This is a genomic window from Amycolatopsis sp. NPDC005961 (genome assembly GCF_040629235.1).
GTDB classification, from domain to species: Bacteria; Actinomycetota; Actinomycetes; order Mycobacteriales; family Pseudonocardiaceae; genus Amycolatopsis; species Amycolatopsis camponoti.
Map to the genome: position 1 here is coordinate 136,564 of NZ_JBEXVF010000012.1, position 12,199 is coordinate 148,762.

Sequence of the window (12,199 nt, forward strand, 5' to 3'; positions counted from 1 at the left end):
CGGTGGTGGTGCGGATGGGCGAGGCACGGGCGGCGGCCCGGGACACCGCGTGGTCGCTCGCGGCCAGGGTGCTGGACGAGCTCGACGAGCTCACCGGCGCCCTGGTCGCCGTCATCGTCGAGCAGAACCCCGGCTACCGCGTGATCGACGTCGTGCCCGACGACGACCTGTGGCGCTCCTGCCACGACAACCTCCGCCGGGTCCTGCAGCTGATCGGCCGGGGCCCCGAAACCACCGAGGACCTCTACGACGCGGCCAAGGCGACCGGACGGCGCCGGGCCGAGCAGCAGCTGCCCCTCGACGACGTGCTGCGCTCGTTCCGGATCGGCGGCCGGCTGGTCTGGCAGGCCCTGACCGAGAAGGCCCGGGCGACCGGGTACGTCAACAACGAGGCCATGCTCGACCTCGCGACCCGCGTCTGGGAGGTCGTCGACGCCACCTCGGCCCAGGTGGCGCTGGCCTACCACGTGGCCGAGCGGAGTTTCGTCCGCGCCGACGAGCAGCGGCGCGCGTCGCTCTGGGAGGGACTGCTGCAGGGACGGGCGGCCGACGCCGGGTTCGCCTACGAGGCCGGCCGCGCGCTGCGCCTGCCTATTTCGGGGCCCTACGTCGTAGTCGCGGCCGCCGGTCCCGGTGACGCCGCCTTCGCCGAGCCGCTCGGCTCCGCCCTGGAGGACCTCGGGTCGGCGTCGGCCTGGCAGTCGCGCGCGGACGTGCTCGTCGGCCTGGTTTCGCTGCCGGGCCGCGAGGTCGCCGACATCGTCGCCGCGATCGGGTCCGTGCTGACCGTGCCGGCCGGCGTGTCGCTGGTCGTCGACGGGCTGGCCGCCGTGCACACGGCCTACCGGCAGGCGGTGCTGGCGATGCGGACGGTGCCGCCGGGCCGCGTCGACGTCGTGTGCCTGGCCGAACGGCTGCCCGAAGCCCTGCTGCTCAGCTCGCCCGAACTGACCGCGTCGCTGCAGCAGAACTGGCTGGGCGGCCTGCTGGACCTGCGGACCGCGGAGCGCGGCCCGCTGCTGGAGACCCTCGCGACGTGGGTCCGGACGGGTGGTTCGGCGACCCGCTCGGCGCACGCGCTGCACTGCCACCGCAACACCGTGCTCAACCGGATCCACCGGATCGAAGAGCTGACCGGCCGGTCGCTGACCGGCGGTGACCTGGCGCTGGAGCTGGCCCTGGTCGTCCGCGCGCTGCCCTTCCTCCCGCCACCGCGCGTGCCGTGACCGGTACCCGCTGTGCACAGTGCACAACGACACTAGGCCAAATGTAGGCACTCAGATCCTTCATTCGGTGGCGTGATGTGTGTAACACTCCGGCCGGCGGTGCTCAGGCCCGCGCTTCTCCCACACCGTCGTTCGAGAGGTCCCAGCCGCTCATGCCCGAACACGACCCTTCCGCCCCACCACCCGGGTCCGAGCCACGCTCCATGGCCCGCCGCCGCTTCCTCGGTTTCGTGCTCGCCGCGCCGACGCTCGCCGTCGCCGCGCAGGTCGGGGGCGCGGAGCTGGCGCCGAGCAAGGCCGACGCCGCGATCCCGTCGCTGCCCCAGCCCGAGGACATCTTCGACCTCGGCGACCTGCAGAACCTCGCCGCGCTGCCGACGTCCGGCCTGATCAGCGTGCAGATCGGCGCCGACGGCCGGGCCGCGTTCGCCGTGCCGCGCGCCGAGGTCGGCCAGGGGATGACCACCGCCGTCGCGATGATGATCGCCGAGGAGCTCGACCTCCCGCTGGACAAGATCGACGTCACGCTGGCCGACGCCCGGCCCGAGCTGCTGATGAACCAGCTGACCGGTGGCTCCAACTCGATGCGCAGCATCTACACGCCGGTCCGGACCGCCTCGGCGATCGCCCGGCAGCGGCTGATCGCCGCGGCCGCCGCGAAGTGGGGCGTGCCGGCGTCGCAGCTGACGACGTCCGGCGGGGTCGTGCGCGGCTCCGGCGGCCGCACCGCGAGCTACGGCTCGCTCGCGAAGGCCGCCGCCTCCGCCACGACGATCAGCGTGGCGGCGACGCTGAAGCCGCAGTCGCAGTTCACGGTGCTCGGCACGCCGCAGAACCGCCTCGACGCCCACGCCGCGGTCACCGGCACCAAGCAGTTCACCCTCGACCTGGACGTGCCGAACGCGCTGCCGACCATGGTCGCCCGGCCGCCCACGATCAACGGCACGCCGCGCGCGATCCTCAACGCGGCCGAGGTCAAGGCGATGTCCGGGATCACCGACGTCGTCGCGATCTCCCACGGCGTCGCGGTGCGCGGCCGCACGTTCGGCCAGTGCATCGACGCGATCCGGGCGCTGAAGGTGACCTGGGGCGCGGGCACGGTCGACGGCGAGTCCGACGCGACCGTGCTCAAGAAGCTCAAGGCCGCGCAGCTGCCGATGGCCGTGCCCGGCCTGCTCGACCAGTACATCGACGCGGAATTCACCTTCGCCGCCGCCAGCAACAGCCCGCTGGAGACCGGCGCCGCGATCGCCGACGTCCGCCCGGACCGCGCGGAGATCTGGTCGTGCCTGAAGGTGCCGATCGTCGCCCAGGAGGAGATCGCCAAGCTGCTGGGGCTGCCGCAGGACGCGGTCACGGTGCACGTCACCCAGGGCGGCGGCTCGTTCGGCCGCCACCTGTTCCACGACGCGGCCGCCGAAGCGGCGGAGGCGTCGCAGAAGATGGGCAAGCCGGTCAAGCTGATGTGGTCGCGCACCGACGACTTCCGCCAGGGCCGCATCCACCCGATGTGCGTGTCGCGGGTCCGGGCGACCTACCTGCTCGGCAACGTCGTCAGCTTCGAGCAGCGGCACACGAGCGTGCAGACGGAGTTCAGCCACGGGCTCGGCGAGATGATCACCGCGACCGCCGCGAAGCTCCCGATCGCCGGCAACCTCAGCTTCGCCGAGTCGATCTTCCTGCTGAGCCAGTCCTCGCCGTACAACTTCGGCGTCACGACCCAGCTGCTCAACGAGATCCCGCTGAAGTTCAACACCGGCAGCATGCGCAACATCTACTCGCCCAACGTGGTCACCGCCGAAGAGCTCGTCGTCGACCAGCTGGCCAAGAAGTTCGGCAAGGACCCGGTGGCGTTCCGCCGCGAGTTCCTCAAGGACGACCGGCTGCGCGCGGTGCTCGACAAGGCCGTCCAGGTCGGCAACTGGGGCCGTGCGCTGCCGGCCGGGGTGGCGCAGGGGATCGCGCTGCACGCGGAGTACCGCGGCGCGGTCGCGGTGCTGGTGGAGATCGACTGCCGCCCGGCGACGGTCAACCGCCCGATCCGCGACGGCGTCACGGGTCCGCGGGTGACGAAGGCGCTCGTCGTCGTCGACCCGGGCTTCGCGATCAACCCGCGCGGCCTCGAGGCGCAGATGATCGGCGGCCTCAACGACGGCATCGCGATGTGCCTGACGTCCAGCATCCACATCAAGGACGGGCTCCCGCTGGAAGGCAGCTGGGACAACTACTTCTACACCCGGGAGTGGAACACCCCGCCCGAGACGCAGGTCGTCGTCATGCCGAACACGTCGTCGAGCCCGAGTGGCGCGGGGGAGCTGGCGGTGGCGCCGTCGTTCGCCGCGGTCGCCTGCGCCTACGCCCGCGCCGTCGGGAAGATGCCGACGTCGTTCCCGATCAACCACGGCACGCTGAGCTTCGAGCCGTTGCCGCTGCAGCCGTCCACGCCGCCGTCGCCGACCGACGGCCTCGACCACGCCTACTAGGAGCCCCGCTGTGCCGAACCAAACGTTCAAGGTCAACGGCCGCGTGGTCACCGTCGACGCCGACGACGACCTCCGGCTGCTGTGGGTCCTGCGCGACCTGCTGGGCATCACCGGCCCGAAGTACGGCTGCGGGCTCGACGTCTGCAAGGCGTGCACCAGCCACATCAACGGCAAGGCGTTCAACCCGTGCTCGGTGCGAGTGGCCGACATCAAGGAGACCGACGAGATCACGACGATCGAGGGCCTGCCCGCGACGGTCGGCAAGGACCTCCACCCGATGCAGCAGGCGTGGCTCGACCGCGACGTGGCCCAGTGCGGCTACTGCCAGCCGGGCCAGATCATGGCGGCGGTGGCGAAGGTCCGCCAGGCACAGGCGGCGGGCCGCGACATCACGGACGCGGACCTGGACGAGATCCGCAACATCTGCCGCTGCGGCACGTACGCCCGCATCCGCGAAGCGGTGAAGGCGGGCGCGAAGAACATGTGACCCGGTGATCGTCGAGGACGCCTTCGCTGCGCTGAAGGCGTCCTCGACGAGCTTCAGGTGACGCGGAAGACCGGCCAGCCGATCTCGGTGCGCCACGCAGCGGGATCGCTCGCGTCACGAGGGCCGGCGACGTAGACCTCCCGCACCGGCCCGGCGACCGACATCGCGTTCTCCACCACCCAGGTCCCCAGTTCGCCGTACGTGACCTCGATGCCGTCGTGCGCGCCGACGTGGGTGGTGACGGCCAGTTCCGCGGCCGGGAGAACTGCGGGGTGCACCCGTCCGGTGCGAGGTGGCGCGGCGGTCGGCAGGTAGACGAGCAGGTGACCGCGTTCCTGTTCGAAAAGGGCGTTGTCGTAGCAGCCGCCCGGCGGTCCGGTCGCGGCGGCGCCGACGGCTGCCTCCAGTTCGGCCATCGCGCCCGCGTACCAGGTTTCGACGTCGCTGTGCCCGACTACGGCCTCCACCGCCGCGACCGTCCGGGCGGGCTCCGCCCGCAGTTCGACGTCGATCGGCGCGGGGTCGGGCCGGAGCAGGCGCCGCAGCGACACGACCGCGGCCCGGGTGCGGTCGAGCACGTCCTCGAGGCGTTGCAGGTGGTCCGCGACCAGGGCCGCCCGGACACCGGGGTCGGGGGTCCGCAGGATTCGCTGCACGTCGCTCAGGGGGACGTCGAGTTCGCGGAGCCGGTGGATGACCTGCGCGGCCGGGATCTGGTCGATGCCGTAGTAGCGGTAACCGGTGGTCTCGTCCACCACGGCGGGTTCCAGCAGGGCCGCCTCGTGATACCGGCGCAGGGTCCGCACGCTCAAGTGGGTCAGCCGCGAGAACTCGCCGATGCTCAGCACCTCTCCATTCTGGACTCTCCCCCCGGGAGAGGGTCCACGGCTTGACCCTCCCACGCCGCGAGCTCACACGATGGGTTCATGACACAGCACACCGATCTCCCGTCCGATCCGCTCCCGGCCACCGTGCGCGAGTTCTTCGCCGCCCACGTCGTCCGCGACGCCGACACCGCCTTGTCGTTCCTCACCGAGGATGCGGTGCTCGTCGACCAGGGCGAGACCTTCCGCGGCAAGGAGGAGGCCCACGCGTTCCTGCGGGACGCCGGGTCCGAGTTCGAGTACACGACCGAGCAGATCGGCGCTCGCCGCGTCGATGACGGTCACTGGGTGGTGACTGTGCGGCTCGAGGGCACTTTCCCGGGTGGCGTCGCCGAGCTCGACTACCGGTTCGCGTTGCGGGGTGACCTCGTCGCCGAACTCGTCATCGCCAACCACGCAGCTTGACCGAACTCTTCATGGTCGGCCGCCGGCCTTCGTCTCGCACCGGACGAGCGGTGCGGCCTCGGTGCCGGACGCGACGCAGTCGACGCCCATGCCCGCTCTGGGCACCGGGTAGGCGAAGACCGTCGGTGCGTCGCTGTCGCGGCCGACGGAGAACTTGACGACCACCGGCGTCCAGGTTCCGGTGCCGTGCAAGGTCTTCGAGTAGTACACGGTGTGCGGGCCGATGGTGGTGCTCATGCCTTCGCCGTCGTCGTTCAGCTCGTGCACGTTCAGCACGTAGTCCGCGGCGGTGTACTTGCCTTCGTTCTCGTGCCCGGCTTCGGCCGGCGTCGCGCTGGTGACCTCCGGCGCGACGGGGTCGGCGGCGGTGGCCATGACCGTCGCCCCGATCGCCACCACCGCCGCCCCGGCCGCGACGGCGATGACCCCGGCTCGTCTGCTGCGCACCCTCATGGCGTCTCCTCGCTCCCGCTTGACGATCAAGCTAGGGGAGCGGGGCAGGGGATCACCTCGGCCGAAGGTACCCCGGACCTCGGCCGAAAGGACGAGGTCCGGGGGGGCGGGGGTCACGCCGTCGCGTACGTCAGCAGGGCGAGGGAGCCGCCGACCGCGCGGGTGCCGACCAGGCGCAGGGGCTTGACGCCGCTCGTCCCGGGGAAGAGCCGCCCGCCCGCGCCGGCCACGACCGGGTAGGTCATCAGCCGCAGCTCGTCGGCCAGGTCGCGCTCGATCAGGTCGTGCACGAGCCGCCCGCTGCCGTAGACGACGATCTCCCCGCTCACCTCTTCCTTCAGCTTCGCGACCTCCTCGATCCCCAGCACTTTCGTCGTGCCCCAGTCGTCGCCGACGGCGCCGGAGGAGACGACGTACTTCGGCAGATCCCGCAGCCGGTCCGCCCATGCGCCGGTGCGCGACACCCAGCCGCGCCTGATGAAGTACTCGTAGGTCCGCCGTCCCATCAGGAGGGCTTCGGCGCCCAGTGCTTCCTCGTACTCGACCTCGGCCCACGCCACGCGGTCCTCGTCGCCGATCCAGGTGAACCAGCTGCCGCGGCCGGTGCCCTCGTCGCCGGTCGGGTCCTGGACGACTCCGTCGAGCGTGACGTTCTCGCTGATGATGATTTTTCCCATGCCGGTTCCGACGCCGCGGCACCCGGAAAAGGGGCGGCGCCCCCTTCACGTCCCCGGCGGCGTCCGTACAGAATCACGACGGGAAGGGACGCGGATGGGAACGGAACTGATCGGCCGGGCGCGGGCCGGGGACGGCGAGGCGTTCCGGGCGCTGACCGAGCCGCACCGCCGTGAGCTGCAGGTGCACTGCTACCGGATGCTCGGCTCGTTCCAGGACGCCGAAGACGCGCTGCAGGACACGTTGCTGTCCGCGTGGTGCGGGCTCGACGGCTTCGACGGCCGCGCCTCGATCCGCACCTGGCTGTACCGGATCGCCACCAACCGGTGTCTCAGCGCGTTGCGCTCGGCCGCCCGGCGCCCGGCGAAAGCGTGGGACATCCCCGGCGTCGAACCGCCCGAGCCGACCCGGCTCGGCGAGGTCGTCTGGCTCGAGCCGTTTCCCGACGCGCTCCTTCCCGAGGCGGCCGGCCCGGAGGCGCGTTACGAGCGGAGCGAGTCCGTCTCGCTGGCGTTCGTGACGGCCCTGCAGACCCTGCCGCCCCGCCAGCTGGCCGTGCTCGTCCTGCGCGACGTCCTCGGGTTTCCCGCGAGCGAGGTCGCCGGGATGCTGGACACGACGGCCGACTCGGTCAAGAGCGCCCTCAAGCGGGCTCGCGCCGGCCTGCGGCGCCGGGAGCCGGGCGCAGCGCCGCCCGCGCCGGGGTCCCCCGAGGAGAACGCGATCGTGGCGAACTTCGTGCGCGCGTGGGAGAGCGCCGACATCGACGCGCTGGTCGCCCTGCTGACCGACGACGTCTTCATGGCGATGCCGCCGCTGCCGCTCGAATACGAGGGCCGGGATGTCACGGCCCGCTTCTGCGCCGGCCTGTTCGGCGCGGGCCGCCGCTTCACCCTCGTCCCGACGCGCGCCAACGGCCAGCCGGCGTTCGGCGCCTACCTGTGCGGTGCTTCGGGGATCCGGCACGGCACGGGGTTGTACGTCCTCGAGCTGGCCGGCGACCGGATCCGGGCGATGACGCGCTTCGAGAACAGCGTGCTCCCGGCGTTCGGCCTCCCGCGCTCGCTGCCGGAATGACCGCGGACGCCGGTGCCGCGGCGAATGGGTGAAAGTGACCTGCCGATCACGCAGAGATACAACCGTGATCGGGGTCTCTTGACGGCTTAAGCGCATTTCAGGCGGGCCGCCGAAAATCGGGAACACCGACGCCGTCTCCGTTGTGATCAATGGACGACGGTTTCCGTGGTGAATTATTTTTGGTTACACCAACCGGCGTGCTTCACCCGATCGTGTAAAGGCGAGAGTGACCGTCGAGCGTTAAGTGATGATGGCTGTAGGGTCCCCCGCGGCAGGGCAGCCCGAACGGCTGATCGTCTTTACCGCCGCCGGTTTGCTCATGACTTCGACCGGAGTTACCGCGCCCGTCCCGGGTCGATCGGTGATTCCGAAGGAAAGAAGAGAATTGGACTTCGACGCACTGGCCGCTGAGCTGCGAAATCTCCGGGAAAGCGTAGCGGGGGTGACCGGCACGGTGCTCGCCGCGGTCGACGGGATACCGATCATCGCCGACGCGGACGACTACCTCGATCCGGCGAAGATCTCCGCGCTCGCCGCCGCCGATCTCGGGATCGCGCGCCAGGCCGCCGAAATGACGGGCAAGGGCACGCTCAGCCAGACCGTCGTGTTCGGCAGCGACGGCTACATGGCCGTCTACGCCGTGGGGCGGCTGGCGCTGATGGTCGTCCTGGGGGACAAGGGCCTGAACGTCGGGCGCCTCCTCTTCGAGTCCCGGCCCGTCATCGAGCGGATCGGCACGATTCTGGCCGCGTAGCAGCAAGTTCAACGGAAGGAACGGCATGATGATGAACATCGACACCGCGCTCAAGGAAGCCATGTCGATCGCCGGCGCCGTCGGCGTCGCGCTGGTCGACTACGAAAGCGGGATGTCGCTCGGCACCAGCGGTGGTGGCGAGTGGCTCGACCTGGAGGTCGCCGCCGCCGGCAACACCGAGGTCGTGCGGGCGAAGCTGCGGGTGATGTCGTCGCTCGCGCTGAACGACAGCATCGAGGACATCCTGATCACGCTGCACCGCCAGTACCACCTGATCCGGTTGATCAACACCTCGCGCAACTCGCTGTTCCTGTACCTCGTGCTGGACCGGGAGCGGGCGAACCTCGCGCTGGCCCGGCACTACCTCAAACGCATCGAAGCCGACCTGCAGGTGTAACCCCGGAGGAGGAGAGGGCGATGACCGGAGGCGGCTCCCGCGCCGCACTCGTCATCGGCACGACGTTGATGCACGACCTCGGTTCGTTGTTCCCGGTGGCGATGAACCTCGCCGGCGACGAGCTGGCGTTCACCTTCGTGTCGTCCTGCCCTTCGCCCGACGCCGTCGAGGAGTGGGTGCGGCTGCGGTCGGGTGCCGTCGTGGCCGACCGTGTGCTGCGCTTCTCCGTCGACGCGGACGGCAGGCGGATCCGCGTCGAGCTCGCCGGGACGCCGGTCCGGGCCGTGGTCGTGCTCGCGGCCGACGTCACGGCGGCGGCGGTGAACGCCCCGCGCCTCGGGCGCTGGCAGGACCAGATGCCCTGCACGCTGAAGGTCGCGCTGGACGAGCTCGCCCGCGTGCTTTCGCGCTCCCACCACCGGGCCGGCGGCGCCGAGCCGTTGATCGACCTGGACCTCGCGTACCGGCCGGACCGCGACTACGAGGTCCGGCTGTCCGGGGCGCACGAACGGGTGCGCCCGTTCATCGCGCCGGTCCGCCCGGTGCTCGCGATGCGCTGGCGGTCGACGACCTCGGCGCAGCGCAAGGCGATCCTCGACGAGCTCCCGGACGGCGCGCCCGCCCGCGGCTGGCTCCGCCGCCGGCGCACCGTCCGGATCATGGGGCTGGAGATGGAAGTCTCGTCCTGACCCCGCCGCTGCGCCCGTCCCGAGCGCGGCGCTGTCGAGGCGAAGACCTTCGGCGAGGGGGGACCTTCGGCCCGCGCCGCGTCCGCCGCGCGGGCCGGAAGTCCCGGCCGATAGGGCCGAAAGGCGCCTTCCGGTGACGGCCGCGGAACCGTACCGTCGAGTCCCGATGCGACCCGGCCGGAGGTGGCCGGTGCCCGTCCCGGCGCGACGCGGCCCACGGCGACCGTGTTCGTCCCGATGTGACACCACGCGGTGACCGGCTCCGGTCCCGGCGTGCCACCTCCCGCCACGGCCGCCCTGCGTGCCGACACGATGGAGGGTGATCCCGCTGCTGACCGGTATCGACCGTGACCACCACCTGCGGAGCGGCCTGATCGGCTACCTGGCGGCGGTGGGTGCCGCGGTCGATGTGGGGGAAGAGTCCTGCACCGTGGATCCCGGCGACCCGGCTTCGGCGTACGTCGCCCTCGACGTGCGGTTGCGCCGGCATCCCGGCCGCGACATGGCGCTGGTGTGGGACGAGCGCCACGGCTGGGCGTTCGCGATGGAGACGCATTCCGGCGAGGACCTGCTGGTGCTCGCCTACCTCGGCGACGAGCTCGTGCCCGCGCCGTCCCGCGTCCGCGCTTTCGTGACGGCGGTCCGGTCCGCGGGCGGCGCGTCCGGCGAGCCCGTTCCGCCGGACCTGAGCGGCGATCGCGGGGATCTGCTCACCCGGCTCGGCCGTCATCGCCGCGTCCGGTGGGCGGCGACGGTCCCGTTCCGGCCCCACGCGTGGTGAAACAATTCCGTCCTGCCCGCCGGTGCGGCGGGAATTGTTCTTCGAACACGTGGATACAATGGTTTCCGATCCGTTTCCGGGGAGCCCGCGGACAGTAGTGTCCGCGCCCGGCCCCACTGGGACACATCTGGCTTCGACCTGCTGTGCCACGGCGGTTTCGTGCTCCGGAACCGCCGATCCCGGCAGTGCCGGGCGGGTGCCGTGAGCCCAGCGCGTCAATTGCTCCGAACGGGTGCAATCAATTCGGTGAGTAATAGCCGGATCGGGTGCGGTCGAGTACGCTACCGGCGTTCTGCGGGAATTCCGGGGAAAAACAGATCATCGCGACGAGCGATCGGCGACGGCTTCAGGAGGCTTCGTGCACAGGACGACTCCGGCCGCCGGATCCGCGCCGGAAGGTGCGCCGGAGGCCGGCTTCCGGCACCAAGGGTGCCTCTACGGCAGCGACGCCGAGTTCCTCGCGATGGCCGTCCCGTTCGCGCAGGAAGGGTTGCGCCGGGGTGAGCCGGTGCTGGTCACCACGACCGCGGCCAACCTCGGGCTGCTGCAGGCCGCGGTGGGCGCCGACACCGACCGGATCGCGTTCGCCGAATCGGCCTACATCGGCCGCCGTCCGGCGAAGCTGGCCGACGCCCTGCACCGCTACTGGAACCGGCACCGCGCCACCGCGCCGACCGGTGCCGTCCGCGTCCTCGCCGAGCCCGCCCGGGCGGGCAGCCCCGGCGAAGAAGCCGCGTGGCAGCGCGCCGAAGCGGAGTTCAACGTGTCCCTGGCGGGCACCCACATCTGGATGATCTGCCCGTACGACACCCGGACCCTCGACGCCGGCGCGGTCGAGCACGCCCGGCGCGCCCACCCGGAATGCGTCGTGGACGGGGAGGTCCGGCCGTCCGGCGAGTTCACCGCACCCGCGGAAGCCGGCGGATCCGGCGAGCCGGCACCGCCGGGCTCCGCGGCCGACCTCTTCCGCTTCGAGGGCGATCTGGTCGCCGTCCGGCGGCACGTGCTCGAGCGGGCGAGCGCCCTGCTTCGATCCGAGAACACGGTGACGCTGTTCGGTGTCGCCGTCGGCGAGGCGATCGCGTACCTGCTCGAGCACGGCATCGACCGGGCGGCCGTCTGGGTGCGGCCGGCGGCCGGCCGGGTGGTGTGCACGCTGCACAGCGACCGGCCGGTCGACGGCCCGGCGTTCTACGGCCTCCGCCCCGCCGGCGCCGGGTTGTGGATGAGCGACCGGATCTGCGAATGGCTCGACGTCAGCTCCGACGCCGCGGGCTGCACCATCGAGCTGGCGATGACCGCCGGAAACCCGGACGGCGCCTAGGACACTTCTGTCCCGCGCCGCAGCCGGACGTCGCCGAAGCGGTCCTCGATCCGGCGCAGGTCGCGCAAGCGGGGCTCGGTCTGGCCGCCGAGCCAGCGGGTCAGCGTCTTGGCGGACACGTCCAGCTGCTCGGCCGCGGTCTCCTTGGAGATTCCCCGGCTGCGCAGCGCCTCGGCCAGCCAGTCGGCGAAACTGGCGGCCGGTTCCGGCCGCGTGGCCGCGGGGCCGTCCGGCCGGGCGCGGGAAGGGAGCACGTCGAACTCCACGCGCCCGGGGTATTTCCGGCAGGAGACCTCCAGCACCCCGGAAGGTCCGGCGGCGGTCAGCAGCGCATGGAGGATCGTGTTGCCGATTTCGCGGTCTTCCGCGTCGGCGAGCGGCGCGTCCCCGAGGCAGTGCCGGACGAATTCCCGGATCCGGGGAACCGCGGACGGGCGAGCCGGAAAGATCTTCGTGACGATTTCGACCGCCACGACTTCGATCGACTTCCCCTGCGACCGGCCGGCCGATTCCATTTCGATCAATGTCCCTTCCGACGACGTGTCCAGTGTAGTCGCGGAAACG

At 71.4% G+C, this 12,199-nt stretch carries 14 protein-coding genes; 10 read left to right on the top strand and 4 right to left on the bottom strand.

Annotated elements, in window-relative coordinates:
• Nucleotides 1-14: 14 nt before the first annotated feature.
• From ABZ342_RS13975 to ABZ342_RS13985, 3 genes are all read left to right on the top strand, one after another.
• Nucleotides 15-1,226 (top strand): helix-turn-helix domain-containing protein, encoded by a 1,212-nt coding sequence (locus ABZ342_RS13975; RefSeq protein ID WP_360472572.1) that lies wholly within the window; start codon nucleotides 15-17, stop codon nucleotides 1,224-1,226.
• A gap of 203 nt (nucleotides 1,227-1,429) precedes the next feature.
• A complete protein-coding gene (locus ABZ342_RS13980; protein WP_360472575.1) occupies nucleotides 1,430-3,709 on the top strand; it encodes a molybdopterin cofactor-binding domain-containing protein in 2,280 nt (759 codons plus the stop codon).
• A gap of 10 nt (nucleotides 3,710-3,719) precedes the next feature.
• Nucleotides 3,720-4,196: a (2Fe-2S)-binding protein gene (locus ABZ342_RS13985; RefSeq protein WP_155543145.1), complete on the top strand. Its 477-nt coding sequence runs from the start codon at nucleotides 3,720-3,722 to the stop codon at nucleotides 4,194-4,196.
• A 53-nt stretch (nucleotides 4,197-4,249) separates the two neighbouring features.
• Here ABZ342_RS13985 and ABZ342_RS13990 read toward each other — a convergent pair whose 3' ends face one another.
• The gene (locus ABZ342_RS13990) at nucleotides 4,250-5,044 is read right to left on the bottom strand and encodes a MerR family transcriptional regulator (RefSeq protein WP_360472578.1); all 795 of its coding nucleotides are present in this window, start codon (nucleotides 5,042-5,044) and stop codon (nucleotides 4,250-4,252) included.
• Nucleotides 5,045-5,122: 78 nt separating this feature from the next.
• On the opposite strand from ABZ342_RS13990, the gene ABZ342_RS13995 reads away from it, so the two are divergent.
• Nucleotides 5,123-5,485: a nuclear transport factor 2 family protein gene (locus ABZ342_RS13995; RefSeq protein ID WP_360472581.1), complete on the top strand. Its 363-nt coding sequence runs from the start codon at nucleotides 5,123-5,125 to the stop codon at nucleotides 5,483-5,485.
• Nucleotides 5,486-5,494: 9 nt separating this feature from the next.
• Here the strand turns inward: ABZ342_RS13995 and ABZ342_RS14000 are convergent, their stop codons facing one another.
• Nucleotides 5,495-5,938 (bottom strand): hypothetical protein, encoded by a 444-nt coding sequence (locus ABZ342_RS14000; protein WP_360472584.1) that lies wholly within the window; start codon nucleotides 5,936-5,938, stop codon nucleotides 5,495-5,497.
• Nucleotides 5,939-6,051: 113 nt separating this feature from the next.
• A complete protein-coding gene (locus ABZ342_RS14005) occupies nucleotides 6,052-6,615 on the bottom strand; it encodes a dihydrofolate reductase family protein (protein ID WP_360472587.1) in 564 nt (187 codons plus the stop codon).
• 94 nt (nucleotides 6,616-6,709) lie between these two features.
• On the opposite strand from ABZ342_RS14005, the gene ABZ342_RS14010 reads away from it, so the two are divergent.
• From ABZ342_RS14010 to ABZ342_RS14035, 6 genes are all read left to right on the top strand, one after another.
• The gene (locus tag ABZ342_RS14010; RefSeq protein ID WP_360472590.1) at nucleotides 6,710-7,690 is read left to right on the top strand and encodes a sigma-70 family RNA polymerase sigma factor; all 981 of its coding nucleotides are present in this window, start codon (nucleotides 6,710-6,712) and stop codon (nucleotides 7,688-7,690) included.
• 385 nt (nucleotides 7,691-8,075) lie between these two features.
• Nucleotides 8,076-8,444: a roadblock/LC7 domain-containing protein gene (locus tag ABZ342_RS14015; RefSeq protein WP_155543153.1), complete on the top strand. Its 369-nt coding sequence runs from the start codon at nucleotides 8,076-8,078 to the stop codon at nucleotides 8,442-8,444.
• Nucleotides 8,445-8,475: 31 nt separating this feature from the next.
• A complete protein-coding gene (locus tag ABZ342_RS14020) occupies nucleotides 8,476-8,841 on the top strand; it encodes a hypothetical protein (protein WP_196425446.1) in 366 nt (121 codons plus the stop codon).
• 20 nt (nucleotides 8,842-8,861) lie between these two features.
• Nucleotides 8,862-9,530 (top strand): hypothetical protein, encoded by a 669-nt coding sequence (locus tag ABZ342_RS14025; RefSeq protein ID WP_155543154.1) that lies wholly within the window; start codon nucleotides 8,862-8,864, stop codon nucleotides 9,528-9,530.
• 319 nt (nucleotides 9,531-9,849) lie between these two features.
• Nucleotides 9,850-10,311, top strand: a complete 462-nt coding sequence (locus ABZ342_RS14030) for a DUF6292 family protein (RefSeq protein ID WP_360472594.1) — start codon at nucleotides 9,850-9,852, stop codon at nucleotides 10,309-10,311.
• Nucleotides 10,312-10,669: 358 nt separating this feature from the next.
• Complete coding sequence (locus ABZ342_RS14035) at nucleotides 10,670-11,635, top strand: MEDS domain-containing protein (protein ID WP_360472596.1); 966 nt, start codon at nucleotides 10,670-10,672, stop codon at nucleotides 11,633-11,635.
• On the opposite strand, the gene ABZ342_RS14040 is transcribed toward ABZ342_RS14035, so the two are convergent.
• Nucleotides 11,632-12,150 (bottom strand): helix-turn-helix transcriptional regulator, encoded by a 519-nt coding sequence (locus ABZ342_RS14040; protein ID WP_360472598.1) that lies wholly within the window; start codon nucleotides 12,148-12,150, stop codon nucleotides 11,632-11,634. The two genes, ABZ342_RS14035 and ABZ342_RS14040, sit on opposite strands and share 4 nt — an antisense overlap.
• Nucleotides 12,151-12,199: the final 49 nt, after the last annotated feature.